The organism is Streptomyces sp. M92 (assembly GCF_028473745.1).
GTDB lineage: Bacteria > Actinomycetota > Actinomycetes > Streptomycetales > Streptomycetaceae > Streptomyces.
On sequence record NZ_CP101137.1, the window covers coordinates 3,220,804 to 3,246,103 of the forward strand.

26 protein-coding genes are annotated in these 25,300 nt (G+C 70.6%); 18 read left to right on the forward strand and 8 right to left on the reverse strand.

Features of this window, described 5'->3' with window-relative positions:
- Window positions 1-28: 28 nt before the first annotated feature.
- From M6G08_RS14810 to M6G08_RS14860, 11 genes are all read left to right on the forward strand, one after another.
- On the forward strand, window positions 29-1,336 hold the full coding sequence (locus tag M6G08_RS14810) for an MraY family glycosyltransferase (RefSeq protein WP_272587633.1): 1,308 nt from the start codon (window positions 29-31) through the stop codon (window positions 1,334-1,336).
- A 312-nt stretch (window positions 1,337-1,648) separates the two neighbouring features.
- Window positions 1,649-2,083, forward strand: coding sequence for a Cg1360 family ATP-synthase-associated protein (locus M6G08_RS14815; protein ID WP_100048721.1), 435 nt, complete (start codon window positions 1,649-1,651; stop codon window positions 2,081-2,083).
- Between the two features lie 210 nt (window positions 2,084-2,293).
- Window positions 2,294-3,133, forward strand: coding sequence for a F0F1 ATP synthase subunit A (gene atpB, locus M6G08_RS14820; protein ID WP_073724171.1), 840 nt, complete (start codon window positions 2,294-2,296; stop codon window positions 3,131-3,133).
- A 73-nt stretch (window positions 3,134-3,206) separates the two neighbouring features.
- Window positions 3,207-3,431, forward strand: a complete 225-nt coding sequence (atpE, locus tag M6G08_RS14825; RefSeq protein ID WP_030545783.1) for an ATP synthase F0 subunit C — start codon at window positions 3,207-3,209, stop codon at window positions 3,429-3,431.
- A 42-nt stretch (window positions 3,432-3,473) separates the two neighbouring features.
- A complete protein-coding gene (locus M6G08_RS14830) occupies window positions 3,474-4,034 on the forward strand; it encodes a F0F1 ATP synthase subunit B (protein ID WP_079187284.1) in 561 nt (186 codons plus the stop codon).
- Window positions 4,031-4,846, forward strand: coding sequence for a F0F1 ATP synthase subunit delta (locus M6G08_RS14835; RefSeq protein ID WP_272587634.1), 816 nt, complete (start codon window positions 4,031-4,033; stop codon window positions 4,844-4,846). Before M6G08_RS14830 ends, M6G08_RS14835 begins: the two co-directional genes overlap by 4 nt.
- 169 nt (window positions 4,847-5,015) lie before the next feature.
- Window positions 5,016-6,605 carry a F0F1 ATP synthase subunit alpha gene (atpA, locus tag M6G08_RS14840; RefSeq protein WP_272587635.1) on the forward strand — a complete coding sequence of 530 codons (1,590 nt, stop codon included), beginning with the start codon at window positions 5,016-5,018 and terminating at the stop codon, window positions 6,603-6,605.
- 21 nt (window positions 6,606-6,626) lie between these two features.
- Window positions 6,627-7,544, forward strand: coding sequence for a F0F1 ATP synthase subunit gamma (locus M6G08_RS14845; protein ID WP_272587636.1), 918 nt, complete (start codon window positions 6,627-6,629; stop codon window positions 7,542-7,544).
- On the forward strand, window positions 7,544-8,980 hold the full coding sequence (atpD, locus tag M6G08_RS14850) for a F0F1 ATP synthase subunit beta (protein ID WP_272587637.1): 1,437 nt from the start codon (window positions 7,544-7,546) through the stop codon (window positions 8,978-8,980). Before M6G08_RS14845 ends, atpD begins: the two co-directional genes overlap by 1 nt.
- Before the next feature lie 130 nt (window positions 8,981-9,110).
- Entirely contained in the window at window positions 9,111-9,485 is a 375-nt protein-coding gene (locus M6G08_RS14855; RefSeq protein ID WP_073724161.1) for a F0F1 ATP synthase subunit epsilon, read from the forward strand.
- A gap of 142 nt (window positions 9,486-9,627) precedes the next feature.
- On the forward strand, window positions 9,628-10,074 hold the full coding sequence (locus tag M6G08_RS14860; protein ID WP_272587639.1) for a DUF2550 domain-containing protein: 447 nt from the start codon (window positions 9,628-9,630) through the stop codon (window positions 10,072-10,074).
- 16 nt (window positions 10,075-10,090) lie between these two features.
- Here M6G08_RS14860 and M6G08_RS14865 read toward each other — a convergent pair whose 3' ends face one another.
- The 3 genes from M6G08_RS14865 to M6G08_RS14875 form a co-directional block, all read right to left on the reverse strand.
- Window positions 10,091-11,917 (reverse strand): glycoside hydrolase family 18 chitinase, encoded by a 1,827-nt coding sequence (locus M6G08_RS14865; RefSeq protein ID WP_272587640.1) that lies wholly within the window; start codon window positions 11,915-11,917, stop codon window positions 10,091-10,093.
- Between the two features lie 147 nt (window positions 11,918-12,064).
- On the reverse strand, window positions 12,065-12,706 hold the full coding sequence (locus tag M6G08_RS14870) for a response regulator (RefSeq protein WP_272587641.1): 642 nt from the start codon (window positions 12,704-12,706) through the stop codon (window positions 12,065-12,067).
- Window positions 12,703-13,899 (reverse strand): sensor histidine kinase, encoded by a 1,197-nt coding sequence (locus tag M6G08_RS14875; protein ID WP_272587642.1) that lies wholly within the window; start codon window positions 13,897-13,899, stop codon window positions 12,703-12,705. Before M6G08_RS14875 ends, M6G08_RS14870 begins: the two co-directional genes overlap by 4 nt.
- Window positions 13,900-14,051: 152 nt before the next feature.
- Here M6G08_RS14875 and M6G08_RS14880 point away from each other — a divergent pair, with 152 nt between their 5' ends.
- Both M6G08_RS14880 and M6G08_RS14885 read left to right on the forward strand, forming a co-directional pair.
- Complete coding sequence (locus M6G08_RS14880) at window positions 14,052-14,642, forward strand: hypothetical protein (protein ID WP_272587643.1); 591 nt, start codon at window positions 14,052-14,054, stop codon at window positions 14,640-14,642.
- The gene (locus tag M6G08_RS14885) at window positions 14,639-14,836 is read left to right on the forward strand and encodes a DUF5708 family protein (RefSeq protein WP_272587644.1); all 198 of its coding nucleotides are present in this window, start codon (window positions 14,639-14,641) and stop codon (window positions 14,834-14,836) included. The genes M6G08_RS14880 and M6G08_RS14885 overlap by 4 nt, the downstream gene beginning before the upstream one ends.
- On the opposite strand, the gene M6G08_RS14890 is transcribed toward M6G08_RS14885, so the two are convergent.
- A complete protein-coding gene (locus M6G08_RS14890) occupies window positions 14,833-15,405 on the reverse strand; it encodes a cob(I)yrinic acid a,c-diamide adenosyltransferase (RefSeq protein WP_272587645.1) in 573 nt (190 codons plus the stop codon). The two genes, M6G08_RS14885 and M6G08_RS14890, sit on opposite strands and share 4 nt — an antisense overlap.
- Before the next feature lie 283 nt (window positions 15,406-15,688).
- On the opposite strand from M6G08_RS14890, the gene M6G08_RS14895 reads away from it, so the two are divergent.
- The 3 genes from M6G08_RS14895 to M6G08_RS14905 all read left to right on the forward strand — a co-directional run bounded on the left by M6G08_RS14895 (window position 15,689) and on the right by M6G08_RS14905 (window position 20,015).
- Complete coding sequence (locus tag M6G08_RS14895; RefSeq protein WP_272587646.1) at window positions 15,689-16,537, forward strand: 3-hydroxyacyl-CoA dehydrogenase family protein; 849 nt, start codon at window positions 15,689-15,691, stop codon at window positions 16,535-16,537.
- A 192-nt stretch (window positions 16,538-16,729) separates the two neighbouring features.
- Window positions 16,730-17,053: an STAS domain-containing protein gene (locus M6G08_RS14900; RefSeq protein ID WP_003973611.1), complete on the forward strand. Its 324-nt coding sequence runs from the start codon at window positions 16,730-16,732 to the stop codon at window positions 17,051-17,053.
- Between the two features lie 307 nt (window positions 17,054-17,360).
- Window positions 17,361-20,015, forward strand: a complete 2,655-nt coding sequence (locus tag M6G08_RS14905) for an ATP-binding protein (RefSeq protein WP_272587647.1) — start codon at window positions 17,361-17,363, stop codon at window positions 20,013-20,015.
- Between the two features lie 66 nt (window positions 20,016-20,081).
- Here the strand turns inward: M6G08_RS14905 and nucS are convergent, their stop codons facing one another.
- Window positions 20,082-20,753 carry an endonuclease NucS gene (gene nucS, locus M6G08_RS14910; protein WP_272587648.1) on the reverse strand — a complete coding sequence of 224 codons (672 nt, stop codon included), beginning with the start codon at window positions 20,751-20,753 and terminating at the stop codon, window positions 20,082-20,084.
- 280 nt (window positions 20,754-21,033) lie between these two features.
- Here nucS and M6G08_RS14915 point away from each other — a divergent pair, with 280 nt between their 5' ends.
- On the forward strand, window positions 21,034-21,426 hold the full coding sequence (locus M6G08_RS14915) for an SCO5389 family protein (protein ID WP_019326839.1): 393 nt from the start codon (window positions 21,034-21,036) through the stop codon (window positions 21,424-21,426).
- Window positions 21,427-21,501: 75 nt separating this feature from the next.
- Here the strand turns inward: M6G08_RS14915 and M6G08_RS14920 are convergent, their stop codons facing one another.
- Complete coding sequence (locus M6G08_RS14920) at window positions 21,502-22,530, reverse strand: LLM class flavin-dependent oxidoreductase (RefSeq protein ID WP_272587649.1); 1,029 nt, start codon at window positions 22,528-22,530, stop codon at window positions 21,502-21,504.
- A 253-nt stretch (window positions 22,531-22,783) separates the two neighbouring features.
- Here M6G08_RS14920 and M6G08_RS14925 point away from each other — a divergent pair, with 253 nt between their 5' ends.
- The gene (locus tag M6G08_RS14925) at window positions 22,784-23,116 is read left to right on the forward strand and encodes an Rv1322 family protein (RefSeq protein WP_272587650.1); all 333 of its coding nucleotides are present in this window, start codon (window positions 22,784-22,786) and stop codon (window positions 23,114-23,116) included.
- A 7-nt stretch (window positions 23,117-23,123) separates the two neighbouring features.
- On the opposite strand, the gene M6G08_RS14930 is transcribed toward M6G08_RS14925, so the two are convergent.
- Together M6G08_RS14930 and M6G08_RS14935 are read right to left on the reverse strand one after the other, a co-directional pair.
- On the reverse strand, window positions 23,124-23,993 hold the full coding sequence (locus tag M6G08_RS14930; RefSeq protein ID WP_272587651.1) for an ABC transporter permease: 870 nt from the start codon (window positions 23,991-23,993) through the stop codon (window positions 23,124-23,126).
- The gene (locus tag M6G08_RS14935) at window positions 23,990-25,282 is read right to left on the reverse strand and encodes an ABC transporter ATP-binding protein (protein WP_272587652.1); all 1,293 of its coding nucleotides are present in this window, start codon (window positions 25,280-25,282) and stop codon (window positions 23,990-23,992) included. The genes M6G08_RS14930 and M6G08_RS14935 overlap by 4 nt, the downstream gene beginning before the upstream one ends.
- Window positions 25,283-25,300 lie beyond the last annotated feature (18 nt).

Genomic DNA, 25,300 nt, shown 5'->3' on the forward strand with positions numbered 1-25,300 from the left:
ATGGCCAGCGAGACCTGTGGGGAAGCCCGTGCGTGAATACCTGCTGACGCTCTGCATCACGGCCGCGGTGACGTACCTGCTGACCGGGCCGGTACGGAAGTTCGCGATCGTGGCGGGGGCGATGCCGGAGATCCGGGCACGTGACGTGCACCGGGAACCCACTCCGCGCCTCGGCGGTATCGCCATGTTCTTCGGGCTGTGCGCCGGTCTGCTGGTCGCCGACCACCTCACCAACCTCAGCGAGGTCTTCGAGAAGTCCAACGAGCCGCGCGCCCTGCTCTCCGGCGCCGCCCTGATCTGGCTGATCGGCGTCCTGGACGACAAGTTCGAGATCGACGCCCTGATCAAGCTGGGCGGGCAGATGATCGCCGCCGGCGTGATGGTGGTCCAGGGCCTGACGATCCTGTGGATCCCGCTGCCGGGCGTCGGCACGGTGGCGCTCACCCAGTGGCAGGGCACGCTGTTGACGGTGGCGCTGGTCGTCATCACCATCAACGCGGTCAACTTCGTGGACGGCCTGGACGGACTCGCGGCGGGGATGGTGTGCATCGCGGCGTGCGCGTTCTTCCTGTACGCCTACCGCATCTGGTACGGCTACAACATCGAGGCCGCCGCACCGGCCACGCTGTTCGCGGTGATCCTCATGGGCATGTGCCTCGGCTTCCTGCCGCACAACATGCACCCCGCCCGGATCTTCATGGGCGACTCCGGCTCGATGCTGATCGGACTCGTCCTCGCGGCCGGCGCGATCTCGGTGACCGGGCAGGTCGACCCGGACGTGATGAAGCTGTTCTCCGGTTCCGAGCGCAACACCGTGCACCAGATGGTGCCCGTCTACATCCCGCTGCTGATGCCGCTGACCATCATCGCCATCCCGGCCGCCGACCTGATCCTCGCGATCGTGCGCCGTACCTGGCGCGGCCAGTCGCCGTTCGCCGCCGACCGGGGGCACCTGCACCACCGGCTGCTGGAGGTGGGGCACTCGCACAGCCGGGCGGTGCTGATCATGTACTTCTGGTCGGCGCTGATCGCCTTCGGCGCGCTCGCCTACTCCGTCAACTCGGCGTCGATGTGGATCGTGCTGGGCGTGGCCGCGCTGAGCGCGGTCGGGCTGGTGCTGCTCCTGCTGCCGCGCTTCACGCCGCGTGCCCCGCGCTGGGCCGAGCGCTTCGTGCCGCCCCGCTACCGCCGCCGCAAGGCCGTGGCCGTCGAGGCCGGGGCCGGGGCCGGGACGGAGCCCGCGGCGGACGAGGAAGACGAGCGCGTGCCGGTGGCCGTCGGTGTCTCGGGCGTCAACGGGGCCACCGCCGTGGGCCCTCGTTCGCGCACGAGGTAACACGATGTAAGAGGCACAAGGTAAGAATCTGACTAGAGCATTGCCAACTCGTGGGGGAACGAACTGCCCCATTACCAGACAAGTGGGCGCAGTAATCGCTCACACGCGCACCGTCACTCTCATGTGTGACAGCAAGCACACCCTCAGGTAAAGACCTCATCAAATAGTTTGTGATACGGTTCACGAGAACCCCCGGGTAAGGCTTAAGGACCGTAGTGCGACGGTCTCTTGAGCGTCAGGACACCGTCCGGCCCGGGACTACGCTCGTCCATGACGACACCCTGCCCCCTGTGAAAAAGCGGAGTTGCCGCCATGCCGTCCAATGACGTCCGGACCTTGCTTCAGGCTGCCGTGCCCACGGCTGCCGTCGGCGCAGTAGCCGCCGTCGTCAGCGCCGTGGTCGCCGGCGGCAAGGGAGCGGTCGGCGCCGTCGTCGCGACCGTGGTGGCGATGCTCTTCATGGGAATCGGGCTCTACGTCCTGCAGCGCACCGCCAAATCGCTTCCGCACCTTTTCCAGGCGATGGGCCTGATGCTCTACGCGGCACAGATCCTGCTGCTGTTCGTCTTCCTGGCCGCGTTCAAGAACACGACGCTGTTCAACCCCCGGTCCTTCGCGATCACTTTGGTCGTCGTCACGCTCACGTGGATCGCCGCGCAGACGCGGGCGCACATGAAGGCCAAGATTCTCTACGTCGAGCCCGAGTCGTCGAGCGAAAAGTCCGAAAAGACGGGCCGCTCGTCGTGACGGGTAGGGCCGGGATAAAGAGGCATGTGAAGTCCTGCTATCGTCCGGTGCCAACTGCGGCATCGCGGGCGCGGGCATCCCAGCTGACGCCTGCTCATTCGCGAGGCGAGATGCCCCACAGCCGCCCCCACATCCGTAACACCAGTCCCGTGCCGAACAGCGGTCACGCGCCGCGCCGACACAACGAGGTTGCCGTACCCATGCGCCACGATGAAGGAGCCCGCGGTGAGTGCTGACCCGACGCAGGTGCTCGCCTTCGAGACCGACTGCCACATCTTCGACGGTTGTGGTTTCCCGGCTCCCGGCCTGCACTCGTTCCTCTTCGAGCCGCTCTGGGGCAACGCAGACGGCAACGGCATGTACTTCAACAAGCCGATGCTGCTCGCGCTGCTCGGCTCGGTCATCATCGTGGGCTTCTTCTGGGCCGCCTTCAACAAGCCGAAGGTCGTCCCCGGCAAGCTCCAGATGGTCGCCGAGGCCGGCTACGACTTCATCCGCCGCGGCGTCGTCTACGAGACCATCGGCAAGAAGGAAGGCGAGAAGTACGTCCCGCTCGTCGTGACGCTCTTCTTCTTCGTCTGGATGATGAACCTCTGGTCGATCATCCCGGTCGCCCAGTTCCCGGTCACCTCGATCATCGCCTACCCGATGGTCCTGGCCCTGATCGTCTACGTCCTGTGGGTCTCGCTCACCTTCAAGCGCCACGGCTTCGTCGGCTTCTTCAAGAACGTGACGGGCTACGACAAGTCCCTCGGCGCGGTGCTGCCGCTGTCGATGACCATCGAGTTCTTCTCGAACCTGCTGGTCCGCCCCTTCACCCACGCCGTCCGGCTCTTCGCGAACATGTTCGCGGGCCACACGCTGCTGCTCCTCTTCACGATCGCCAGCTGGTACCTGCTGAACGGCATCGGCATCGCCTACGCGGGCGTCTCGTTCGTGATGACGATCATCATGACGGCCTTCGAGCTCTTCATCCAGGCCGTGCAGGCGTACGTGTTCGTGCTGCTGACCTGCACCTACATCCAGGGCGCGCTCGCCGAGCACCACTGAGCCGTCCCGCATCACACCCCCAGCCGTCCGGTGGCCAACCCCCACCGGTCCGTAAAGAGAAGGAAGAACTGGCATGTCCCAGACCCTTGCTGCCGTCGAAGGTTCGCTCAGCTCCGTCGGTTACGGCCTGGCCGCCATTGGCCCCGGCGTCGGCGTCGGCATCATCTTCGGCAACGGCACCCAGGCCCTCGCCCGCCAGCCCGAGGCGGCCGGTCTGATCCGCGCCAACCAGATCCTGGGCTTCGCGTTCTGTGAGGCGCTCGCCCTCATCGGTCTCGTCATGCCGTTCGTCTACTAAGACGAGCACTGACGACCGACCCTTTCGACGAAAGGCACTGATGTGAACTCCGCCCTGGTTTTCCTGGCGGCTGAGGGTGAGAAGGAGAATCCCCTCATTCCGCCGTGGCCGGAAGTTGTCATCGGCCTCATCGCTTTCGTCATCGTCTTCGGCTTCCTCGCCAAGAAGCTGCTCCCGAACATCAACAAGGTTCTGGAAGAGCGTCGCGAGGCCATCGAGGGCGGTATCGAGAAGGCCGAGGCCGCGCAGACCGAGGCCCAGAGCGTCCTTGAGCAGTACAAGGCACAGCTCGCCGAGGCCCGGCACGAGGCCGCGCGCCTGCGTCAGGAGGCGCAGGAGCAGGGCGCCACGCTCATCGCCGAGATGCGCGCGGAAGGCCAGCGGCAGCGTGAGGAGATCATCGCCGCCGGTCACGCCCAGATCCAGGCCGACCGCAAGGCCGCCGCGTCCGCGCTTCGGCAGGACGTCGGCACGCTGGCCACCGAGCTGGCCGGCAAGCTCGTCGGCGAGTCCCTCGAGGACCACGCCCGCCAGAGCCGCGTGATCGACCGCTTCCTGGACGAGCTGGACGACAAGGCGACGAAGGCAGAGGCGACCCGATGAACGGAGCGAGCCGCGAGGCCCTGGCTGCCGCACGCGAGCGTCTCGACGCGCTGACGGACTCCACGTCCGTGGACGCCGGCTCGCTCGCCGACGAGCTGGCCGCCGTCACCGCGCTGCTCCACCGCGAGGTGTCGCTGCGTCGGGTCCTGACCGACCCGGCGCAGGCCGGCGAGGCCAAGGCCGAACTCGCCCAGCGCCTCCTCGGCACCCAGGTCAGCGGCGCGACCGCCGACCTGGTGGCCGGCATGGTGCGCTCCCGCTGGTCGCAGTCGCGCGACCTGGTGGACGCCCTGGAGGAGCTGGCGAACACCGCCGACCTCACCGCCGCCCAGAAGCGGGGCCGGCTCGACAACGTCGAGGACGAGCTGTTCCGGTTCGGCCGGATCGTCGCCTCGAACACCGAGCTGCGCGCCGCGCTGACCAACCGCTCGGCCACCACCGCGGCCAAGGGCGAGCTGCTGCGCGGCCTGCTCGGCGGCCGGGCGGAGCGGAGCACCGAGCGACTGGTGACGCGCCTTGTCACCGCGCCGCGGGGACGTAGCCTGGAGTCGGGACTCGAGTCCCTGTCCAAGCTCGCCGCCGACCGGCGGGACCGGATGGTCGCCGTGGTCACCTCGGCGGTGCCGCTGAGCGACACGCAGAAGCAGCGCCTCGGCGCGGCCCTCGCGAAGGTCTACGGCCGCCCGATGCACCTCAACCTCGACGTGGACCCCGAGGTCCTCGGCGGGATCCGGGTGCAGGTCGGTGACGAGGTCATCAACGGCTCCATCGCGGACCGCCTGGAGGACGCCGGCCGCCGGATGGCGAGCTGACGCTCCCGCGCGACAACAGCACAACAAGCAGTAGAGCAGTAGCAGTACGTACTTACGACGGCCCTGGTTGGGCCGTGCAGAGGATTCACCTCTCATTGGGGGGAGTCCCGACTCGTGGAATACCCCCCAAGTGAAACTTCGGGCCCAACAAGGAGAGCAGGGAACTCAGATGGCGGAGCTCACGATCCGGCCGGAGGAGATCCGGGACGCACTGGAGAACTTCGTCCAGTCGTACAAGCCGGACGCGGCCTCGCGCGAGGAGGTCGGTACGGTCACCCTTGCCGGCGACGGCATCGCGAAGGTCGAGGGCCTGCCCTCGGCCATGGCCAACGAACTGCTGAAGTTCGAGGACGGCACCCTCGGCCTCGCCCTCAACCTCGAGGAGCGCGAGATCGGTTGCGTCGTCCTCGGAGAGTTCAGCGGCATCGAGGAGGGCCAGCCGGTCACCCGCACCGGCGAGGTCCTGTCGGTCGCCGTGGGCGAGGGCTACCTCGGCCGCGTGGTCGACCCCCTCGGCAACCCGATCGACGGCCTCGGCGAGATCGAGACCGAGGGCCGCCGCGCCCTCGAACTGCAGGCCCCCACGGTCATGCAGCGCAAGTCGGTGCACGAGCCGATGGAGACGGGCTACAAGGCCGTCGACGCCATGACCCCGATCGGCCGCGGCCAGCGCCAGCTGGTCATCGGCGACCGCCAGACCGGCAAGACCGCCCTGGCCGTCGACACGATCATCAACCAGCGCGACAACTGGCGCACCGGCGACCCGAACAAGCAGGTCCGCTGCATCTACGTCGCCGTCGGCCAGAAGGGCTCCACGATCGCGTCGGTCCGCCGCGCGCTGGAGGAGAACGGCGCGCTGGAGTACACGACCATCGTGGCCGCCCCGGCGTCCGACCCGGCCGGCTTCAAGTACCTGGCGCCGTACACCGGCTCGGCCATCGGCCAGCAGTGGATGTACGAGGGCAAGCACGTCCTGATCATCTTCGACGACCTGTCGAAGCAGGCCGACGCCTACCGCGCCGTGTCGCTGCTGCTGCGCCGCCCGCCGGGCCGCGAGGCCTACCCGGGTGACGTCTTCTACCTGCACTCCCGTCTGCTGGAGCGCTGCGCGAAGCTCTCCGACGAGATGGGCGCCGGTTCGATGACGGGTCTGCCGATCGTCGAGACCAAGGCCAACGACGTCTCGGCGTTCATCCCGACCAACGTCATCTCCATCACCGACGGCCAGTGCTTCCTGGAGTCCGACCTGTTCAACGCCGGTCAGCGTCCGGCCCTGAACGTCGGTATCTCGGTCTCCCGCGTCGGTGGCTCCGCCCAGCACAAGGCCATGAAGCAGGTCTCCGGCCGGCTCCGCGTGGACCTCGCCCAGTTCCGTGAGCTGGAGGCGTTCGCCGCCTTCGGTTCCGACCTGGACGCCGCGTCGAAGTCGCAGCTGGAGCGCGGTCAGCGCATGGTCGAGCTGCTGAAGCAGGACCAGTACCAGCCGATGGCCACCGAGGACCAGGTCGTCTCCGTCTGGGCCGGTACCACCGGCAAGATGGACGAGGTGCCGGTCGCCGACATCCGCCGCTTCGAGAAGGAGCTGCTGGAGTACCTGCACCGCCAGGAGCAGGGCCTCATGACCTCCATCCGCGAGGGCGGCAAGATGTCCGACGACACCCTGCAGGCCGTCGCCGAGGCGATCGCGTCGTTCAAGAAGCAGTTCGAGACCTCGGACGGCAAGCTGCTCGGCGAGGACGCCCCGTCCGCCGCCAAGTGACGTAAGGAAGGGACCTGACTCATGGGAGCCCAGCTCCGGGTCTACAAGCGTCGCATCCGATCCGTCACCGCGACCAAGAAGATCACCAAGGCGATGGAGATGATCGCCGCCTCGCGCGTCGTCAAGGCGCAGCGCAAGGTGGCGGCCTCCACGCCGTACGCGCAGGAACTCACCCGCGCGGTCACGGCGGTCGGTACCGGGTCGAACACGAAGCACCCGCTCACCACGGAGGCGGAGAACCCGACCCGTGCCGCGGTCCTGCTCCTCACGAGCGACCGCGGTCTGGCCGGCGCCTTCAACTCCAACGCCATTAAGGCGGCGGAGCAGCTGACCGAGCGCCTCGAGCGCGAGGGCAAGCAGGTCGACACGTACATCGTCGGCCGGCGCGGTCTCGCCCACTACAACTTCCGTGAGCGCAAGGTCGCGGAGTCGTTCGCGGGCTTCACCGACGAGCCCTCGTACGCGGACGCCAAGAAGGTCGCGGCGCCGCTCATCGAGGCCATCGAGAAGGACACGGGCGGGGGCGGCGTGGACGAGCTCCACATCGTCTACACCGAGTTCGTCTCGATGATGACGCAGACGGCGGTCGACTCCCGGCTGCTTCCCCTGCGCCTCGAAGAGGTCGCGCAGGAGTCCACGGCGAAGGACGAGATCCTCCCGCTGTACGACTTCGAGCCGTCGGCGGAGGACGTCCTCGACGCCCTGCTGCCGCGCTACGTCGAGAGCCGCATCTACAACGCGCTGCTGCAGTCGGCCGCCTCCAAGCACGCCGCCACGCGACGCGCGATGAAGTCGGCAACCGACAACGCGGGCGAGCTGATCAACACGCTCTCCCGTCTTGCCAACGCGGCCCGCCAGGCCGAAATCACCCAGGAAATCAGCGAGATCGTCGGTGGCGCCAGTGCCCTGGCCGACGCGAACGCGGGGAGTGACAACTAATGACCACCACTGTTGAGACCGCGACGGCCACGGGCCGCGTCGCCCGGGTCATCGGCCCGGTCGTCGACGTGGAGTTCCCCGTCGACGCGATGCCGGAGATCTACAACGCCCTCCACGTCGAGGTCGCCGACCCGGCCAAGGAGGGTGAGCTCAAGACGCTGACCCTCGAGGTCGCCCAGCACCTCGGTGACGGCCTGGTCCGCACCATCTCCATGCAGCCCACCGACGGCCTGGTCCGCCAGGCCCCGGTGACCGACACCGGCACGTCGATCTCCGTGCCGGTCGGCGACTTCACCACCGGCAAGGTGTTCAACACCCTCGGTGAGGTGCTGAACGTCGACGAGGAGTACACCGGCGAGCGCTGGCCGATCCACCGCAAGGCGCCCAACTTCGACGAGCTCGAGTCGAAGACCGAGATGTTCGAGACCGGCGTCAAGGTCATCGACCTGCTGACCCCGTACGTCAAGGGCGGCAAGATCGGTCTGTTCGGCGGTGCCGGCGTCGGCAAGACGGTGCTCATCCAGGAGATGATCTACCGCGTCGCCAACAACCACGACGGTGTCTCCGTGTTCGCCGGTGTCGGTGAGCGCACCCGTGAGGGCAACGACCTCATCGACGAGATGAGCGAGTCCGGCGTCATCGACAAGACCGCGCTGGTCTTCGGTCAGATGGACGAGCCGCCGGGCACCCGTCTGCGCGTCGCGCTGGCCGGCCTGACCATGGCCGAGTACTTCCGCGACGTCCAGAAGCAGGACGTGCTGTTCTTCATCGACAACATCTTCCGCTTCACCCAGGCGGGTTCCGAGGTGTCGACCCTGCTCGGCCGCATGCCCTCCGCGGTGGGCTACCAGCCGAACCTGGCCGACGAGATGGGTCTCCTCCAGGAGCGCATCACCTCGACCCGTGGTCACTCGATCACCTCGATGCAGGCGATCTACGTCCCCGCGGACGACCTGACCGACCCGGCCCCGGCCACCACCTTCGCCCACCTCGACGCGACGACGGTGCTCTCCCGTCCGATCTCCGAGAAGGGCATCTACCCGGCCGTGGACCCGCTGGACTCGACGTCCCGCATCCTCGACCCGCGGTACATCGCGGCGGACCACTACCAGGCCGCGATGCGCGTGAAGAACATCCTGCAGAAGTACAAGGACCTGCAGGACATCATCGCGATCCTCGGTATCGACGAGCTCGGCGAGGAGGACAAGCTCGTCGTCCACCGTGCCCGTCGCGTGGAGCGCTTCCTGTCCCAGAACACCCACGTCGCCAAGCAGTTCACCGGCGTCGACGGGTCGGACGTCCCGCTGGACGAGTCGATCGCGGCCTTCAACGCGATCTGCGACGGCGAGTACGACCACTTCCCGGAGCAGGCCTTCTTCATGTGCGGTGGCATCGAGGACCTGAAGAAGAACGCCAAGGAGCTCGGCGTCTCCTGAGCCCCGTGCTCATCGTGGGCCCCAGGGCTCACACCGGAGGGGGCGGGCACGTCCCGCCCCCTCCGGCACGCCCCTTAGACTTGTAACCAACACCCGGCTGACCGGCCGGGTGGTGACCCGAGGAGCCACCTTGGCTGCTGATCTGCACGTCGCGCTGGTCGCGGCCGACCGAGAGGTCTGGTCCGGCGAGGCCTCCCTGGTCGTCGCGCGCACCACGTCCGGCGACATCGGCGTCATGCCCGGTCACCAGCCGCTGCTCGGTGTGCTGGAGTCGGGCCCGGTGACCATCCGTACGAGTGACGGCGGGACGGTCGTCGCCGCGGTGCACGGCGGTTTCATCTCGTTCGCCGACAACAAGCTCTCCCTGCTGGCCGAGATCGCCGAGCTGTCGGACGAGATCGACGTCCAGCGGGCGGAGCGGGAGCTCGAGCGCGCGAAGGCGGAGGGTGACGCCCACGCCGAGCGCCGCGCGGACGTCCGTCTGCGCGCGGCGGCGGGACGCTGATCCACAGCACTGTGCGATAACGTCGTGCCATGACGTCACTCAGCCGCGGCTGGGACCGGAGCGATCCGGACCCGGCCGCGGCTGAGGCAGATCCGGGTGTTTTTTCCGTTCCGTTACCTAGGAGACGAGGAGGTCGGTGTCGATGGCCCTCGCTCTGACTGTGTGCGGAATCGTTGTGGCCCTGGTGGTGATCGGGCTCTTCGTCTTCGGTCTGCGCCGCCGGCTGATCCAGCGCTCGGGCGGCACCTTCGACTGCTCCCTGCGCTGGGACGCCCCCAAGGAGGGCGACACCGGCGGCAAGGGCTGGGCCTACGGAGTGGCCCGCTACAACGGCGACCGGGTGGAGTGGTACCGCGTCTTCTCGTACTCGCCCCGCCCGCGCCGGGTACTGGAGCGCTCGGCCATCGAAGTGGCCGGCCGCCGGCGGCCGGAGGGGGAGGAGGAGCTGGCGTTGCTCTCGGACGCCGTGGTGCTCGCCTGTCTCCATCGCGGCACCCGGCTCGAACTGGCGATGAGCGAAGACGCGCTGACCGGATTCCTCGCGTGGCTGGAGGCAGCCCCGCCCGGTCAGCGCGTCAACGTCGCTTAGGTGACTCTTTCAGGTACTACTTCAGACCGCTGTCGATGGCGCTCACCAGCTCGCCGTCGGCGGTGTCACCGCTGAACTCCCAGAAGAAGGCACCGCCCAGGCCCTGCTGCTCGGCCCAGTCCATCTTGGACTTGACGGTGGCCGGGGTGTCGTAGGACCACCAGTCGGTGCCGCAGTGCGCGTACGCGGTGCCCGCGACGGTGCCGGTGGCCGGGCAGCTGTTCTTGAGGACCTTGTAGTCCTCGATGCCCGATTCGTAGGTGCCGGCCGCCGGGCCGGTCGCCGTGCCGCCGGGCGCGGACTGGGTGACGCCGGTCCAGCCGCGGCCGTAGAAGCCGATGCCGAGGAGCAGCTTGTCGGCCGGCACGCCGACCGACTTGAACTTCGCGATCGCCTCGGCGGAGTTGAAGCCCTGCTGCGGGATGCCGTCGTACGAGGTCAGCGGCGAGTGCGGAGCGGTCGGGCCGTTCTTCGCCCAGGCGCCGAAGAAGTCGTACGTCATCACGTTGTACCAGTCGATGTACTGCGCGGCGGCGCCGTAGTCGGCGGCCTCGATCTTGCCGCCGTCGGTGGCGTCGGCGGTGGTGGCCGCGGTGACCAGGTCGTTGCCGAACTCGGCCCGCATGGCCTTCATCATGGTGCTGAAGGCGTTCGGGGCGCTGGTCTCGTCACAGCTGAGACCGCAGGCGTTCGGGTACTCCCAGTCCAGGTCGATGCCGTCGAAGACGTCGGCCCAGCGCGGGTCCTCGACCAGGTCGTGGCAGGACTTCGCGAAGGCGGCCGGGTTCTTCACGGCGTCGGGGAAGCCGCCGGACCAGGTCCAGCCGCCGAAGGACCACAGCACCTTGATGTGCGGGTACATCTCCTTCAGCTTGCGCAGCTGGTTGAAGTTGCCGCGCAGCGGCTGGTCCCAGGTGTCGGCGACGCCGTCGACGGACTGCTCGGCCGTGTAGGCCTTGTCGTAGTCGGCGTAGGCGTCACCGATGGTGCACTTGCCGCCCTGGACGTTGCCGAAGGCGTAGTTGATGTGCGTGATCTTCTCGGCGGAGCCGGAGGTGACCAGGTTCTTGATGTGGTAGTTGCGTCCGTAGACGCCCCAGTTGGTGAAGTAGCCGAGCTTGACCTCTTCGCCCGGCTGCGGGTCGGGACCGCCGCCGTCACCGGTGGTGGTGACCTTCACCGCGCCGCTCACCGGACCCGTCTGGTCGGCGGTGTCGCGGGCCTGGACGCTGTACGAGTAGTCGGTGCCCTTGCTGAGGCCGGTGTCCGTGTACGAGGTGCCCGTCACGGTGGCGACCTTGGCGCCGTCGCGCAGGACGTCGTAGTTCTTGACGCCCTTGTCGTCGGTCGCCGCCGACCAGGACAGCTTCACCGAGGTGTCGGTGATGTCCGAGGCGGTGGGGGTGCCGGGCGCGGAGGGGGCCTCGTCGCCGGGTACGGAGGTCCCGTCGCAGCTGCCGCCGTTGAGCTTGCAGTTGGCGGGGGAGCCGGGACCGCTGCCGTTGAAGCCGAAGGAGACGGTCGCCCCGGGGGCGAGGGTGCCGTTCCAGCCGACGTTCTTGGCGGTCCAGTGGTCACCGGAGTTGGTGACGGTGGCGTCCCAGGCGGAGGTGACCTTGGTGCCGGAGGGGAAGTCCCATTCGACGGTCCAGGAGTTGATGGTGGTGGTGCCGGTGTTCTTCACCGTCCACTTGCCGCCGAAGCCGGTGCCCCAGTCCGAGGTCTTGGCGAAGGTGGCCGTCGCGCTCGTGGCCGCCTGCGCCGGACTCGCGAGCCCGACCAGCCCGGCGAGGGGAAGCGCCAGGGTCGCTGCGAGTGCCGCGGCTTTGTGTCTGAAGCGCATGTGCGCCTCCTTATGTGGGGATGTTGTTGTGGGCATGACTGAGCCTCATGCCCGCAGTGCCGCGAGAATAGAAAGGTCTGGACCATAGGTCAATAGGTCTGGACCAATGTGGCGCGGTGTGGTTGAGACCGCGGTCGAGAGGGGAAACTAGATCCCCAACTCCTGCGCCAGCACCGCCGCTTGCACCCGGCTGCGCAGCCCCAGCTTCCCCAGCAGGCGGCTGACGTGCGTCTTCACCGTCGCCTCGGCCATCTCCAGCCGCTCGGCGATCGCGGCGTTGGACAGCCCCTCACCGAGGCAGGACAGCACCTCGCGCTCGCGCCGCGTCAGCTCCGCCAGCGCCGCCGGTTCCGCGGCCGGCTCCCGCACCGGCCTCGCGGCGAACTCGGCGATCAGCCGCCGGGTGACGGCCGGGGCGACGATCCCCTCGCCGCCCGCCACCGTGCGCACCGCCGCGAGGAGGTCCTTCGCCTCGGTGTTCTTCAGCAGGAACCCGGCCGCCCCCGCCCGCAGCGCCCCGAACACGTACTCGTCCAGGTCGAAGGTGGTCAGCACCAGCACGTCGGCAAGTCCCTCGTCGACCACCCGCCGGGTCGCCGACACCCCGTCCAGCCGCGGCATCTGAACGTCCATCAGCACCAGGTCCGGCCGCAGCTCCCGGGCCAGCTCCACCGCCCGCTCCCCGTCGGCGGCCTCCCCGATCACCTCGATGTCCGGCGCGCTGCGGAGGATCAGCACCAGTCCGGCGCGTACGGCGGACTGGTCCTCGGCGACGAGGACGCGAATCATGCGGGGTCTCCTTCGTTCAGGGGCAGTGCGGCGCGTACGGCCCAGATCTTGCCGCCCGTCGACCCGGGGTCCGCGACCGGCCCGGCCTCGAAGGTGCCGTGCAGCAGCGTGGCCCGCTCCCGCATGCCGACCAGCCCGGCGCCCGAGCCGGGGGCGCGCGGGGCGTCCCGGTCACCGTACGGGCTGGTCACCCGGACGTGCAGGGCCCCGTCGCGCCGGGTGAGACCCACGCGCACCGTCCCCGGCGCCGCGTGCTTGAGGGCGTTGGTGAGGGACTCCTGCACGATCCGGTACGCGGCCAGCTCGACCGGCGCGGGCAGCCCCTCGCCGGGCGCCGTCTCCAGGGTGACGTCCAGACCGTTGGCGCGGGCGCCGTCGATCAGTGCGCCGAGGCTGTCGAGGGTGGGCGCGGCGGCCGGCTCGGTGCCGGCGCCGTCGTCCCGCAGGATGCCGATCAGCCGCCGCATCTCGGCCAGCCCCTCGACGCTGTTCTCGCGGATCACGCCGAGCGCCTGCCGGGTGGTCGCCGCATCGTCGAGGGAGAGCGCGGCCGTGGAGTGGATGGCGATCGCGGAGAGGTGGTTGGCGACCATGTCGTGCAGCTCGCGGGCCATCCGGGCACGCTCGGCGGTCACCGCCTGCACCCGGTCCATCTCCGCGAGCAGCGCGGTCTGCTCGGCGCGCAGCAGGGCGGCGTTGGCGGCCTCGCGGTGGTTGCGCACGATCAGCCCGGTGGAGGCGGGCCCGAACGACAGCACCCCGACGACGACACCGATCAGCAGGGCCTCGGGCACCCGCCACACGGCGAACGGCACGACCGTCGCGGCCACGGTGAGCAGTCCGGTGATCCACGGGATGCGGCGGGCCGAGGCGGGCGTGCCGTACAGCACGGCGGCGTACATCAGATCGGAGTACATGATCAGGACGACCAGGCTGCCCTGCGTGACCGTGTCCCCGATCAGCGCCGCGGTACCGATCAGCAGCCCCGTGCGCGGCGCGGCCCGGCGCAGCAGCTCGCAGCCCGCCATGACGGCGAGCGGGACCAGCAGCGGCCAGCGGCCGTCGAACAGCACGATCGGCTCACCGGCGGGCCGCACGCCCAGGCCGATGCCCCACAGCAGCAGCCCGCCCAGCAGCCCCGCCGACGCGGCGTACACGTCGAAGCGGCGCGGGCGGGGGAGTCGTACGGCCATGCCACCATCCAACACGGCCCGTGCCCCGTCCGCCTGATCCCGCGGAACGGTCCCGCACTGCATCTTTCGATGTACCGGAGGTTCGCCCCCGGCGACGACGAACGCGGCGGCTTCCGACGGCAGCCTGGAAGCGTGAAGGAAGGGAGTGCGTCGTGGTCGTCGCGTTGATCATCGCCTGCGAGATCGGTTTCTGGGTCCTGCTGGCCCTCGGGCTGGCCGCCCGCTACCTGCTGAAGTGGCGCCGCACCAGTGTGTTCCTGCTGCTGTGCGAGCCGGTGCTGGAGCTGGTGCTGTTCGCCGCGACGGCATGGGACCTGAAGAACGGCACCGAGCCGGGCTGGGAGCACGGACTGGCCGCGCTGTACATCGGCTACACGGTCGCGTACGGCCACTACACGATCCGCTGGCTCGACGGCCACGCCGCCCACCGCCTGGCCGGCGGCCCGCCGCCGGTCAAGCCCCCGCGCTACGGCCGGGCGCGGGCGGCCCACGAGGGCCGGCTGTGGCTGCGCACCCTGCTGGGCGCGGCCGTGGCCTGCGCGCTGCTCCAGGGCGCGGTCTGGTACGTCGGCGACGAGGGCGACGTCTCGTCCCTGCGCGCCTTCCAGTGGGCGGCGGTCCGGGTCCTCGCCATCCACGGCCTGGTGGCCCTCGGGTACCTGATCTGGCCGAAGAAGGACCCGGCCGGGACGGCCCCGGACGCGTCGGAGACGGTGAAGGAAAGGGAGGGCGCGCGCCGATGAAGGGCCTGGCGGAACGTTTGCTGTGGGAGGGCGGCGGCACCTTCGTGGCCGGCCTCGTCCTCTGGATGTTCGCGGGGGACGTGGACGTCCCCGTCGTCGACCTGACGAAGGCCGGCGTCGTGATGATGTGCGTCGGCGGCGCGCAGACCGTCTGGGGCCTGTTCCGGTCGGCGCGCCGGCGCTCGGCCGGTTAGCGCTCCCCGCCCGGCACCCACAGCACGTCGCCGACCTCCTTGTTGGCCACCCGGGCCAGGATGAAGAGCAGGTCGGAGAGACGGTTCAGGTAGGTCGCGGTGAGCGGGTTCATCGTCTCGCCGTGGGCCTCCAGGGCCGCCCACGTCGAGCGCTCGGCCCGCCGGACCACCGTGCACGCCTGGTGCAGCAGGGCCGCGCCGGGCGTGCCGCCCGGCAGGATGAAGGAGCGGAGCTTCTCCACCTCGGCCAGGAAGCGGTCGCAGTCCGCCTCCAGCTTGTCGACGTAGAACTGCTCGACCCGCAGGGGCGGGAACTCCGGGTTCTCCACCACCGGCGTCGACAGGTCCGCGCCCACGTCGAACAGGTCGTTCTGGACGCGGACGAGGACCTTGACGACCTCCTCGTGCAGGGCGCCGAGAGCGATCGCCGTGCCGATCACCGCGTTCGCCTCGTTGGCGTCGGCGTACGCGGAGATCCTCAGGTCGGTCTTGGGGACCCGGCTCATGTCGCCGAGGGCGGTGGTGCCCTGGTCGCCGGTCCGGGTGTAGATGCGCGTCAGGTTGACCATGGGGCCAGCGTAGTTAGGCTCCGGCGGTACGGAACACGCGTGTGCCCACCGTCACGGCCGGCACGGTCATGGCGGCCGTCGGCCGGCGAGATGGACGAGCCGCCGAGCGGGAAGGCGCTCAACTACGCCGTACGAGGCGCGCTCTGACACCCGAATGGCACACGTGGGTGTGATGTCCGTCATCTGAGACGTGACGCGCGTTACTAACCGGTCACACAGCGCCCCACGCCCGCTAATCTCCGGCCGAGAGACGAGAATCAGCGCGTATCAGGGGAGTCGCACAGTGGCACGGAAGCTCGCCGTCATCGGAGCCGGTCTCATGGGGTCGGGCATCGCCCAGGTCTCCGCCCAGGCGGGCTGGGACGTCGTCCTGCGAGACGTCACCGACGAGGCGCTGCGGCGCGGCACCGACGGCATCAAGGCCTCGTACGACAAGTTCGTCGCCAAGGGCAAGCTGGCCGCCGACGAGGCCGAGGCGGCCCTCGCGCGCATCACCGCCACCACCGACCTGGACGCCGCCGCCGACGCGGACGTCGTCGTCGAGGCCGTCTTCGAGAAGCTGGAAGTCAAGCACGAGATCTTCCGCGCGCTCGACAAGCTGGTGAAGGACGAGGCGATCCTCGCCTCCAACACCTCCGCCATCCCGATCACCAAGATCGCGGCCGTGACCGAGCGCCCCGAGCGGGTCGTCGGCACCCACTTCTTCTCGCCGGTCCCGATGATGCAGCTGTGCGAGCTGGTGCGCGGCTACAAGACCAGTGACGAAACGCTCGCCACCGCCCGGGAGTTCGCCGAGTCCACCGGCAAGACCTGCATCGTCGTCAACCGCGACGTCGCCGGCTTCGTCACCACCCGCCTCATCTCCGCCCTCGTCGTCGAGGCCGCGAAGCTGTACGAGTCGGGCGTCGCCACCGCCGAGGACATCGACCTCGCCTGCAAGCTGGGCTTCGGACACGCCATGGGACCGCTGGCCACCGCCGACCTGACGGGCGTCGACATCCTGCTGCACGCCACCGGCAACATCTACACCGAGTCCCAGGACGAGAAGTTCGCCCCGCCGGAGCTGATGCGCCGGATGGTGGACGCCGGTGACATCGGCCGCAAGAGCGGGCAGGGCTTCTACAAGCACTGAGGTCGCGTCAGCCCCGCCGCACATCACACGGCGGGGTGAATTCGGTATCGGTTCGCTTACAGGCGGCAACCTCCGATCGTTTCGGCCAGTCAGAGGTAGCAACACCTGATACCGCCGATGGACCACGACGCCGGGCCGCACCGCACAGACGACGAAGACGACGTAGACGAAGACGCACGCCGGGGAGCGCATATGCACATCAGGGGCGACCACGTCGAGCTGGTCGTCGGGGGCCGCCTCGACGTCCGCAGCGCGGCGGACGCCCGTACGGTCCTGCACTCGGCCGTCGACGACGGAGTCGGCGACCTGGTGCTGGACCTGTCCGAACTGGACTCCTGGGACGCCACCGGACTCGGTGTGATCATGGGAGCCCACCGGCGGGCCGGCCGCTGCGGCCGCCGGCTGGTGCTGCGCGGTGTACCGCCGCAGATGCAGCGCCTGCTGGTGGCCACCCGGCTGCACCGGATCCTCGCCATCGAGGGCGGCATCGGCGTGGAGACCCTGCCCAGGGTGTGACCGCGACGGACCGTGTGACGTCACGGGACCCGTGTGGCCCGGCGGGCCGGGGGCACCCGGACACCGCCCGTCGAACCACGCGGAAATCGCCCGGCACACGCAATCCTCACGAGACCGTGACGTCTCGGACGGGTCGCTACCCCGGACTGTCGGAGATACTGAGCGAAGGTTTAGGGTCTGGCTGCCCGCCCCTTTCGCAACCCACCGGCGGGCCCGGACCAGAAGCGACAGCGCGGTGTGCGGCAAGGCCGGGAGGGTGGTCCCGACCGGGGGACCGGCACACGACGCTTTTGGGGGGCTTGAACCTATGGACCCGAACAACCGGGGACCCGAGGAGCACGGCCACGACGGCGACACGCCGCGCCCGCGCCCGTCCAGGGACCCTCTCACGCCCGACCTCGGACAGCACGTGCCCGCGCTCGCCCGCACGGTGCAGCTCGTCTCCGGGGACTTCCTGCTCACCGTCAACCCGGTCGACGGCAGCGAGATCGAACTCTGCCCGCCCGTCGAGCGGCCCGCCCGGCCCGAGAAGCTCACCGCGGCCGAACGCGCCGAGGTGGAACGGGCCGCCCGGCCGCCCGCCCCGCCGGGCCCGACCCGCACCGTGCTCGGACTGCTGGCCCGCGACGACGAACGCGAACGCCTGGTGCGGCTGCTCGCCCGGGGCCGCTCCGTCCGCCTCACCGGCCCGGCGGGCTCCGGCCGCAGCAGCCTCCTCGACGTCGTCGCCGAGGACTGCGCGGGCCTCGCCCCCGACGGGGTCGTCCGCCTGAGCGGCTTCCACCGCAACGCCGGCGACCTCCTCCACGACCTCTTCTACGCCGTCCACCGCGCGCCCCTGCACCGCCCGGACCGCGAGGAACTGCTCGCCCGGCTCCGGGAGGTCGGCGCGGTCGTCGTCCTGGACGACGTCGAGTTCGGCGGCACCGCCCTCGACGAACTGCTGGACGCCACCCCCGAGTGCGCCTGGCTCATCGGCGCCACCCCGGACGTGCCCGCCCCCTCCGCCGACTCGTCCGTCGAGGAGGTCTTCCTCACCGGCCTGGACCGCTCGGACGGCGTGGAGCTGCTGGAACGCGCCGCCGGCCGCACCCTGACCGACGAGGAGGCCAACTGGGCCGGCGACCTCTGGTTCGAGTCCGAGGGCCTGCCGCTGCGCTTCGTCCAGGCCGGTGCCCTGCTGCGCCGGCGCGACCGGCAGCGGGCCGGTGCCGACGCCGTCGACGAGTTCGGCGTCTTCGCCGACGCCCGCCCCGCCGACGACACGCCCCGCGACGCCGCGGAGAGCGACGACGTACCCCTGCCGTCCCTCGGCGAGGCCGCCGCGCCCGCCCCGCTGCTCGCCTCCCGGCTCAGCGCCTCGGCCCGCACCACCCTGGAGTTCGCCGTCGCGCTCGGCGGCGAGGTGCCGCACCAGGCGCACCTGCCCGCACTGGTCGGGGACACCCACGCGGACGCCGCTCTGGGCGAGCTGGCCGACTGCGGACTGGTCTCGCCGGTCGGCTCCCGCTACCGGCTCGCCGCCGGGGTGCTCACCCAGCTGGAGGGCGCCGGGTACGCCGACGGGGCACCGGAGCGCGCACTGGCCGCCGCCCAGCACTACGCCTGGTGGGCCGGGCACCCCTCGGTGACCCCGGAGCGGGTCTGCGCCGAGGCCGACGCCGTACTGGCCGCCCTCGCCGTGCTGGTGCCGGCGACGACCCGGCCCGCGGACGGCGAGGAGAGCCCCGCCGTCCAGCTGGCCCGCGCCGCGGCCCCCGCGTTCGCCGCCGGGCCGCACTGGAGCGCCTGGGAGCGTTCGCTGCGCTCCGGCACCGAGGCCTCCCGGCTCGCCGGTGACGTCGCCGAGCAGGCGTACTTCCACCACGAGCTCGGCGTCCTCGCGCTGTGCGAGGGGCAGCTCGACCGGGCCCGCGCCGAGCTGGAGGCCTCCATCGGGCTGCGCGGCGCCCTGTCCGACAAGCGCGGCGCCGTCGCCGGCCGCCGTGCCCTGGCCCTGGTCACCGACCGCTCCGGGGACACTCCCGGACCGGGCGTCGGCGCGGGGGCGCTCGGCGGCTCCCCGTCCGCCGCCGGACTCGGCGTCGTCGGCGTGGGCCTCGGTCTCGGGCCGACCGCGGGGGAGGAGGTGCCCGACGCCCGCAACGAGGAGTCGGCGTCGCCGTCCGCGGGCGTCCCCGAGCCCTTCCCGCCGCTCCAGCCGTCCCCGACCCTGGTCACCAGCCGGGTGCCCGCCACGGAGCGGTCCCGGACGGTCGGCGGTGGCATCAAGGGCTTCGCGCGGCGCAACCTCGTGGCCGCCGGAGCGGGCGCGCTGCTCGTCGCCGTGCTCGGCACCGTGGTGACCCTCGGCGCCACCTCCGACAACGACGCCGGCACTCCCTCCAACGAGGTCGGCGTCAACCCGTCGGCCAGCCAGGGCGTCGACGACGGCAGCCTGGGCGCGGACCGGCCGTCGGACGACGGTGCCGGCCCGGAGGACGGCGGCCGGCCCACCGACCCGGGCCCGGACGGCACCGTCGGCACGTCGGACGACCCGACGCCCAGCGAGTCGGCAGGGCCGTCGGACGGCGCGAGCGCCTCCGGCGATCCCGGCGGCCAGGACTCTCCCGACCCGGGCGACTCGGACGAGCCGGGCGGTTCGTCCTCCTCCTCGTCCTCGTCGCCGTCCGGACCGTCTACGTCCAGCGAGTCGCCGACGGACACCGGTTCACCGGACCCCAGTGACTCCGAGACCGCCCCCGGCACCGATGAGCCCACGGACCCGGGTCCGTCCCCGAGTGAGTCGGGTTCGTCGTCGACCGACCCGTCCACCTCCACCAGCGCCAGCGGGCCGAGCGAGACGAGCACCACCGCCGGCTCGCCCGCCGGCTCCCCCTCCACCGCCTCGCAGAGCAGCACCGCGAGCACCGGCACGGGGACGCCGGGCGGCAGCGGCTCGGCGCAGGGCCTGATCATCTGAGGCCACGCGGAAGGGCCGGGTCCGCTCCACGGACCCGGCCCTTCCGCACGTCGTACCCGACGCCCCTCAGAACAGCCGCAGCTTGTCGTCCTCGATGCCCCGCATGGCGTCGTAGTCCAGCACCTGGCAGCCGATCCCGCGGTCCGTGGCGAGCACGCGGGCCTGTGGCTTGATCTCCTGGGCGGCGAAGACGCCGCGCACCGGGGCGAGGTGCGGATCGCGGTTCAACAGCTCCAGGTAGCGCGTGAGTTGCTCCACGCCGTCGATCTCGCCGCGCCGCTTGATCTCCACCGCGACGGTTCCGCCCTCGGCGTCCCGGCACAGGATGTCGACGGGACCGATGGCGGTCGGGTACTCGCGGCGGATGAGGGTGTAGCCCTCGCCCAGCGTCTCGATGCGGTCGGCCAGCAACTCCTGGAGGTGTGCTTCCACGCCGTCCTTGATCAGGCCCGGGTCGACGCCCAGCTCGTGCGAGGAGTCGTGCAGGATCTCCTCCATCGTGATGATGAGCTTCTCGCCCGCCTTGTTGACGACGGTCCAGACGCCCTCCTCGTCGCCGGAGCCCTCCTTGAGGGTGCACGGAGGCGACATCCAGTTGAGGGGCTTGTAGGCCCGGTCGTCGGCGTGGATCGAGACGCTGCCGTCCGCCTTGACCAGGATCAGACGAGGGGCCGAGGGGAGATGGGCGGTGAGCCGCCCGGCGTAGTCGACCGAGCAGCGGGCAATGACGAGACGCATGGTCGGCAACGCTACTCGACGCGCCCCGCCCGACGCGATTCGCCCGTGCCGGGGTGCCCGCGCGGCCCGTCCCACTTCTCCCATTGGCCCCGTCTTGCGCACTGGCCGATTGTGTGCCTACCGGTTGGTGCCCATCTAGGCATTCTCCTGGTGCGGTCACGATCGGTTGCTTACGGTATTGAACGGGAGGTCGCGGTGTGTGTACGCAGCGTGTTCAAAATCGCGCACTCCCCTAACTGTCCGGCAACCCCTGCCAGTCGGGGGTGCGAGAGGAGAACCCATGTCGCTCGACGTCTCACCGGCCCTACTCGAACAGGCCGAGCGAGGCGAGGTCGACGAAGCAGCCTTCGTCGACTGCGTCCGGACTTCCCTGCCTTACGCATGGGAGATGGTCAGCTCCCTGGTGGCACAGCTGAAGGTCGACGGCGGTGCGTTCGCCGACAACCAGACGCCCCCGCCGGACGAGCAGGCGCGCGGCCAGCTGCTGCGTGCGCTGGCGAGTGACGCCATACGCGGTGCACTGCAGCGGCACTTCGGTGTGCGGCTGGCCTTCCAGAACTGCCACCGGGTGGCGGTGTTCCCGTTGGACTCCTCCGTCGACGAGACGCTGACCCGTTTCACCTCGGTACGCAGCCAGGTCCTGAACCAGTCGCCCGAATTCCGCGACTGCTGACGACGACGTCCGCTTGCCGCTCGGTACGCGGGAGGTGCAGTGCGTACCGGAGCGGCAGGCTCGCCGCCGGCTCCCTCAGCCGAGCTGGGGGAGCACCTCGGCCCCGAGCCGCCGTACGTTCTCCTCGGTCGCCGCGAGGTCTCCGGACCCCTCGACGAGCAGGGCGAAGCGGTCGATCCCGGTGCGTTCACCGGTCGCCGCGAGCCGGTCGGCGCACAGGCGGGGCGTGCCCACCGGGTGCAGGCCGCAGAGGAGTTCGGTGTAGGCGTACGGATCGCGCATCCGCCGGGCGCGGCCGTCGACCGTGACGTGGGCGCCCAGTCCCTGGCGCAGCCAGCCCGGCACGGCCTTGAGCAGGGTCTCGGCCGCGTCCGTGCGCCGGTCGGCGATCTGGCAGACGCCGGCCGACACGTGGGCCGCGCCGTGGATCTCCGCCGACGGCCGCCCGGCGGCGCGGGCGTGCCGTCGCCACAGGGCGACCATCTCGGCCTTCTCCTCGTCCCCGACGTGCATCCCCAGCAGCATCGGCAGCCCCCGCTCGGCAGCCGTGCGCACGCTCGCCGGGGAGGTGCAGGCGACGACGACCTCCGGGCCCGGCTCCTCCGACAGGGACTCCGAGGGCCGCGGGACGACGGGCACCTCGCGGAACCGGAAGCGGTCGCCCGAGGCGCCGACGGCCGGCTCGCGCAGCCAGCGCATCAGCAGATCGAGTGACTCCGGGAACTGCTTCTCGTACGCCTCCAGGCCCGTGCCGAACACCTCCAGGTCCACCCACGGGCCGCCCCGGCCCACGCCCAGTGAGAACCGGCCGCCGGTTGTGACGTGCAGCAGCGCGGCCTGCTCGCCGAGCGCCACGGGGTGGGCGGTGGGCAGCACGCTCACCGCGGTGCCGACCCGGATGCGGCGGGTGCGGCCCAGCAGCAGCGCGGCCAGGGTCACGGCCGACGGACACGTGCCGTACGGGACGAAGTGGTGTTCGGCCAGCCAGACCGCGTCGAGCCCCGCCTCCTCGGCGACCTCGGCCGAGCGGACCGCGCGGTGCAGCGCTTCGCCGTGACCCTGGCCCGGGAACTGGGCGCCCAACACGAAACTTCCAACGCGCATTGCTCTTCCTGCTTCCTCGGCTCCGACACGGAGCTCCCCCGCAGGGCATAACCGTCTGACACGTGCCGAGGACACGGTCGGGCGGAGGGATTTGCGGATTGTCTGCAGAATCGGCCGTAGCGGCGGGGCGGAAAGCACCGGTGGAGGTCCCTGCGGGGCGAGTTGTGGGGGTTGGCGCCGTACGGGTACCCCGGTCCGTCCCGCGTAGGCTGGATGCGGTCCGTACTCCCTGTATAGCTCCGTGAGGTGTCCTGTGTCCCCGCGTCGCAACCGACCCAAGGGAGCCGCATCGTCCGGCCGCAGCGCCGAGGACGACGGCTCCGGCCGCTACGGCGGCTGGCAGTCGTCGGAGAGCTGGCAGGGTGATGACTGGAGCGTACGGCACGTGGCGGGCGCGAGCGCGCAGGGGAAGTCGTACCGCTGCCCGGGATGCGACCAGCTGATCCCGGACGGCGTCCCGCACGTGGTGGCCTGGCCGGCGCACTCGGGCGTGGACGAGCGCCGGCACTGGCACAAGTCCTGCTGGAACGCGAAGGACCGCCGCACCACGCGGGTGCAGCGGTCCCGTAACGCGCCGAGGTTCTGAACGCCGGCTACACGTCCCGCTTCTGCAGCAGGGCGAAGGCGCCGGCGAACGCGACCGCCGTCACGCCGAGCATGATCCACAGCGGGTCCCAGCCGGACGGGCCGGAGTCGCTGAGCGAGTTGGCGTAGAAGATGCTCATCTGGTTCGGGATCGAGTACTCGAACAGCGCCTGCTGCACGTCCTTCAGGGACTCCGCGAACATGAAGAGCGCGATCACCAGCGGGGCGAGCAGGGCCCCGATCATGATGGTGATGGCGCCCGCCGAGTGGCGGATGATCGAGCCGATGGCCAGCGACAGCAGGCCGAGCAGCGCCACGTAGAGCGAGACGCCGACGGTGCCCTTCAGCCACTCGCTCCCGGTGGGGTCGCCGGCTCCGTTGCCCTCCAGCATGGTCACGTGCATCAGGGCGACGAGCGTGGCGGAGACCAGCGTCACCACGAACGCCACCAGGAAGAACACGATCGCCTTGGCCGCGAGGACCCGGCCGCGGCTGGGGCACGCCGTCATCGTGGTGCGCACCATGCCGGTGCCGTACTCCGAGGCGGTGGTCAGCACGCCGAGGGTGATCAGGCAGATGCTGCCGAGCAGCAGGCCGAAGAAGCCGAGGGCGAGCGGGCTCTCACCGTCCACGTCGGTGTCCGAGCTCGCCACCACCGCGCCGGTGAGCAGGCCCAGACCGACGACCAGCACGATGAAGACGCCCAGCGTCCACATCGTGGAGCGGACCGACTTGATCTTCGTCCACTCGGAGGCGACCGCGTGCCCGAGGTGCGTGGGTACCACCGGGATCGGCGAGGTGTACGTGGGGTAGGGCGAACCGGGCGCCGCCTGCCAGTCGGGTGCGGCCTGCGGCATCGGGGGCTGGGGCGTGCTCATCGGGCGTCCTCGGGCTTGGTCGGGTCGGTGACGGGCGCGGGGGCGGCGGCGGGCGGCGCGGCGGCCGGAGCGGGCGACTGCGGAGCCTGGGCGGGCTGCTGTGCCGGCTGCGGCGACTGCGCCTGCGGGGCCTGCTGTGCCGCGTACGGGTTGGCGGACTGCCCGCCGCCCGGCACCGCGCCGCCGGGCGCGGGCGGGGCGCCGTACGGTCCCGCCGGGGCCTGGCCGGGCGCGCCCTGCGGCGCCGCGAAGGGCTGACCGCCCTGCTGGGGCGGCGGCGGGGCGTACCAGCCGGGCTGACCCTGCCCGGGCACCGGCATCGGCGGCTGCGCGCCGGGCGGCAGCGGCTGCTGGAGAGCCGCTTTCTGGTCGGCGGTCGAGCGGTAGTCCACGGCGCCCTGCGTCATCCGCATGTACGCCTCCTCCAGTGAGGCCTGGTGCGGCGACAGCTCCCACAGTCGTACGTCGGTGTCGTGCGCGATGTCGCTGATCCGGGGGAGCGCCAGCCCGGTCACCCGCAGCGCGCCGTCCTGCTCGGACATGACGTGCCCGCCCGCCTCGGTCAGCGCCGACGTCAGCTTCTCGCGCAGCTGCGGCTCGGTGTCCGGCGTGCGCACCCGCGCGAAGTCGGCGGAGTTGGCCGAAATGAAGTCCGTCACGCTCATGTCGGCCATCAGCTGACCGCGCCCGATGACGATCAGGTGGTCGGCGGTCAGCGCCATCTCGCTCATCAGGTGCGAGGAGACGAAGACCGTACGACCCTCCGCCGCGAGCGCCTTCATCAGGTTGCGCACCCAGTGGATGCCCTCGGGGTCGAGACCGTTGACCGGCTCGTCGAAGAGCAGCACCTGGGGGTCGCCGAGGAGGGCGGCGGCGATGCCGAGCCGCTGGCCCATGCCGAGCGAGAAGCCCTTGGAGCGCCGCTTGGCCACGTCCTGGAGGCCCACCACGCCGAGCACCTCGTCCACCCGCCGGGCCGGGATGCCCGAGAGCTGGGCCAGGCTCAGCAGGTGGCTGCGGGCGGACCGGCCGCCGTGCACCGCCTTGGCGTCGAGCAGCGCGCCCACCTGGCGGGGGGCGTTCGGCAGCCTGCGGTACGGGTGACCGCCGATGGTGACGTGGCCCGCGGTGGGGTTGTCCAGGCCGAGGATCATGCGCATCGTCGTCGACTTCCCCGAGCCGTTCGGCCCGAGGAAGCCGGTGACGGCACCTGGCCGCACCTGGAAGGACAGATTGTGCACTGCGGTCTTGTCGCCGTAGCGCTTGGTCAGGCCGACAGCCTCGATCATGCTCCGCACCCATCGGAA

Coding starts and splice junctions, on each gene's coding strand:
- M6G08_RS14920 (WP_272587649.1), bottom strand. CDS start 22,530: ATGCGCGTTGGAAGTTTCGTGTTGGGCGCCCAGTTCCCGGGCCAGGGT.
- atpE (WP_030545783.1), top strand. CDS start 3,207: ATGTCCCAGACCCTTGCTGCCGTCGAAGGTTCGCTCAGCTCCGTCGGT.
- M6G08_RS14915 (WP_019326839.1), top strand. CDS start 21,034: ATGTCGCTCGACGTCTCACCGGCCCTACTCGAACAGGCCGAGCGAGGC.
- M6G08_RS14860 (WP_272587639.1), top strand. CDS start 9,628: ATGGCCCTCGCTCTGACTGTGTGCGGAATCGTTGTGGCCCTGGTGGTG.
- atpB (WP_073724171.1), top strand. CDS start 2,294: ATGAAGGAGCCCGCGGTGAGTGCTGACCCGACGCAGGTGCTCGCCTTC.
- M6G08_RS14875 (WP_272587642.1), bottom strand. CDS start 13,899: ATGGCCGTACGACTCCCCCGCCCGCGCCGCTTCGACGTGTACGCCGCG.
- atpD (WP_272587637.1), top strand. CDS start 7,544: ATGACCACCACTGTTGAGACCGCGACGGCCACGGGCCGCGTCGCCCGG.
- M6G08_RS14890 (WP_272587645.1), bottom strand. CDS start 15,405: ATGGTCAACCTGACGCGCATCTACACCCGGACCGGCGACCAGGGCACC.
- M6G08_RS14815 (WP_100048721.1), top strand. CDS start 1,649: ATGCCGTCCAATGACGTCCGGACCTTGCTTCAGGCTGCCGTGCCCACG.
- atpA (WP_272587635.1), top strand. CDS start 5,016: ATGGCGGAGCTCACGATCCGGCCGGAGGAGATCCGGGACGCACTGGAG.
- nucS (WP_272587648.1), bottom strand. CDS start 20,753: ATGCGTCTCGTCATTGCCCGCTGCTCGGTCGACTACGCCGGGCGGCTC.
- M6G08_RS14835 (WP_272587634.1), top strand. CDS start 4,031: ATGAACGGAGCGAGCCGCGAGGCCCTGGCTGCCGCACGCGAGCGTCTC.
- M6G08_RS14900 (WP_003973611.1), top strand. CDS start 16,730: ATGCACATCAGGGGCGACCACGTCGAGCTGGTCGTCGGGGGCCGCCTC.
- M6G08_RS14885 (WP_272587644.1), top strand. CDS start 14,639: ATGAAGGGCCTGGCGGAACGTTTGCTGTGGGAGGGCGGCGGCACCTTC.
- M6G08_RS14935 (WP_272587652.1), bottom strand. CDS start 25,282: ATGATCGAGGCTGTCGGCCTGACCAAGCGCTACGGCGACAAGACCGCA.
- M6G08_RS14870 (WP_272587641.1), bottom strand. CDS start 12,706: ATGATTCGCGTCCTCGTCGCCGAGGACCAGTCCGCCGTACGCGCCGGA.
- M6G08_RS14905 (WP_272587647.1), top strand. CDS start 17,361: ATGGACCCGAACAACCGGGGACCCGAGGAGCACGGCCACGACGGCGAC.
- M6G08_RS14930 (WP_272587651.1), bottom strand. CDS start 23,993: ATGAGCACGCCCCAGCCCCCGATGCCGCAGGCCGCACCCGACTGGCAG.
- M6G08_RS14865 (WP_272587640.1), bottom strand. CDS start 11,917: ATGCGCTTCAGACACAAAGCCGCGGCACTCGCAGCGACCCTGGCGCTT.
- M6G08_RS14845 (WP_272587636.1), top strand. CDS start 6,627: ATGGGAGCCCAGCTCCGGGTCTACAAGCGTCGCATCCGATCCGTCACC.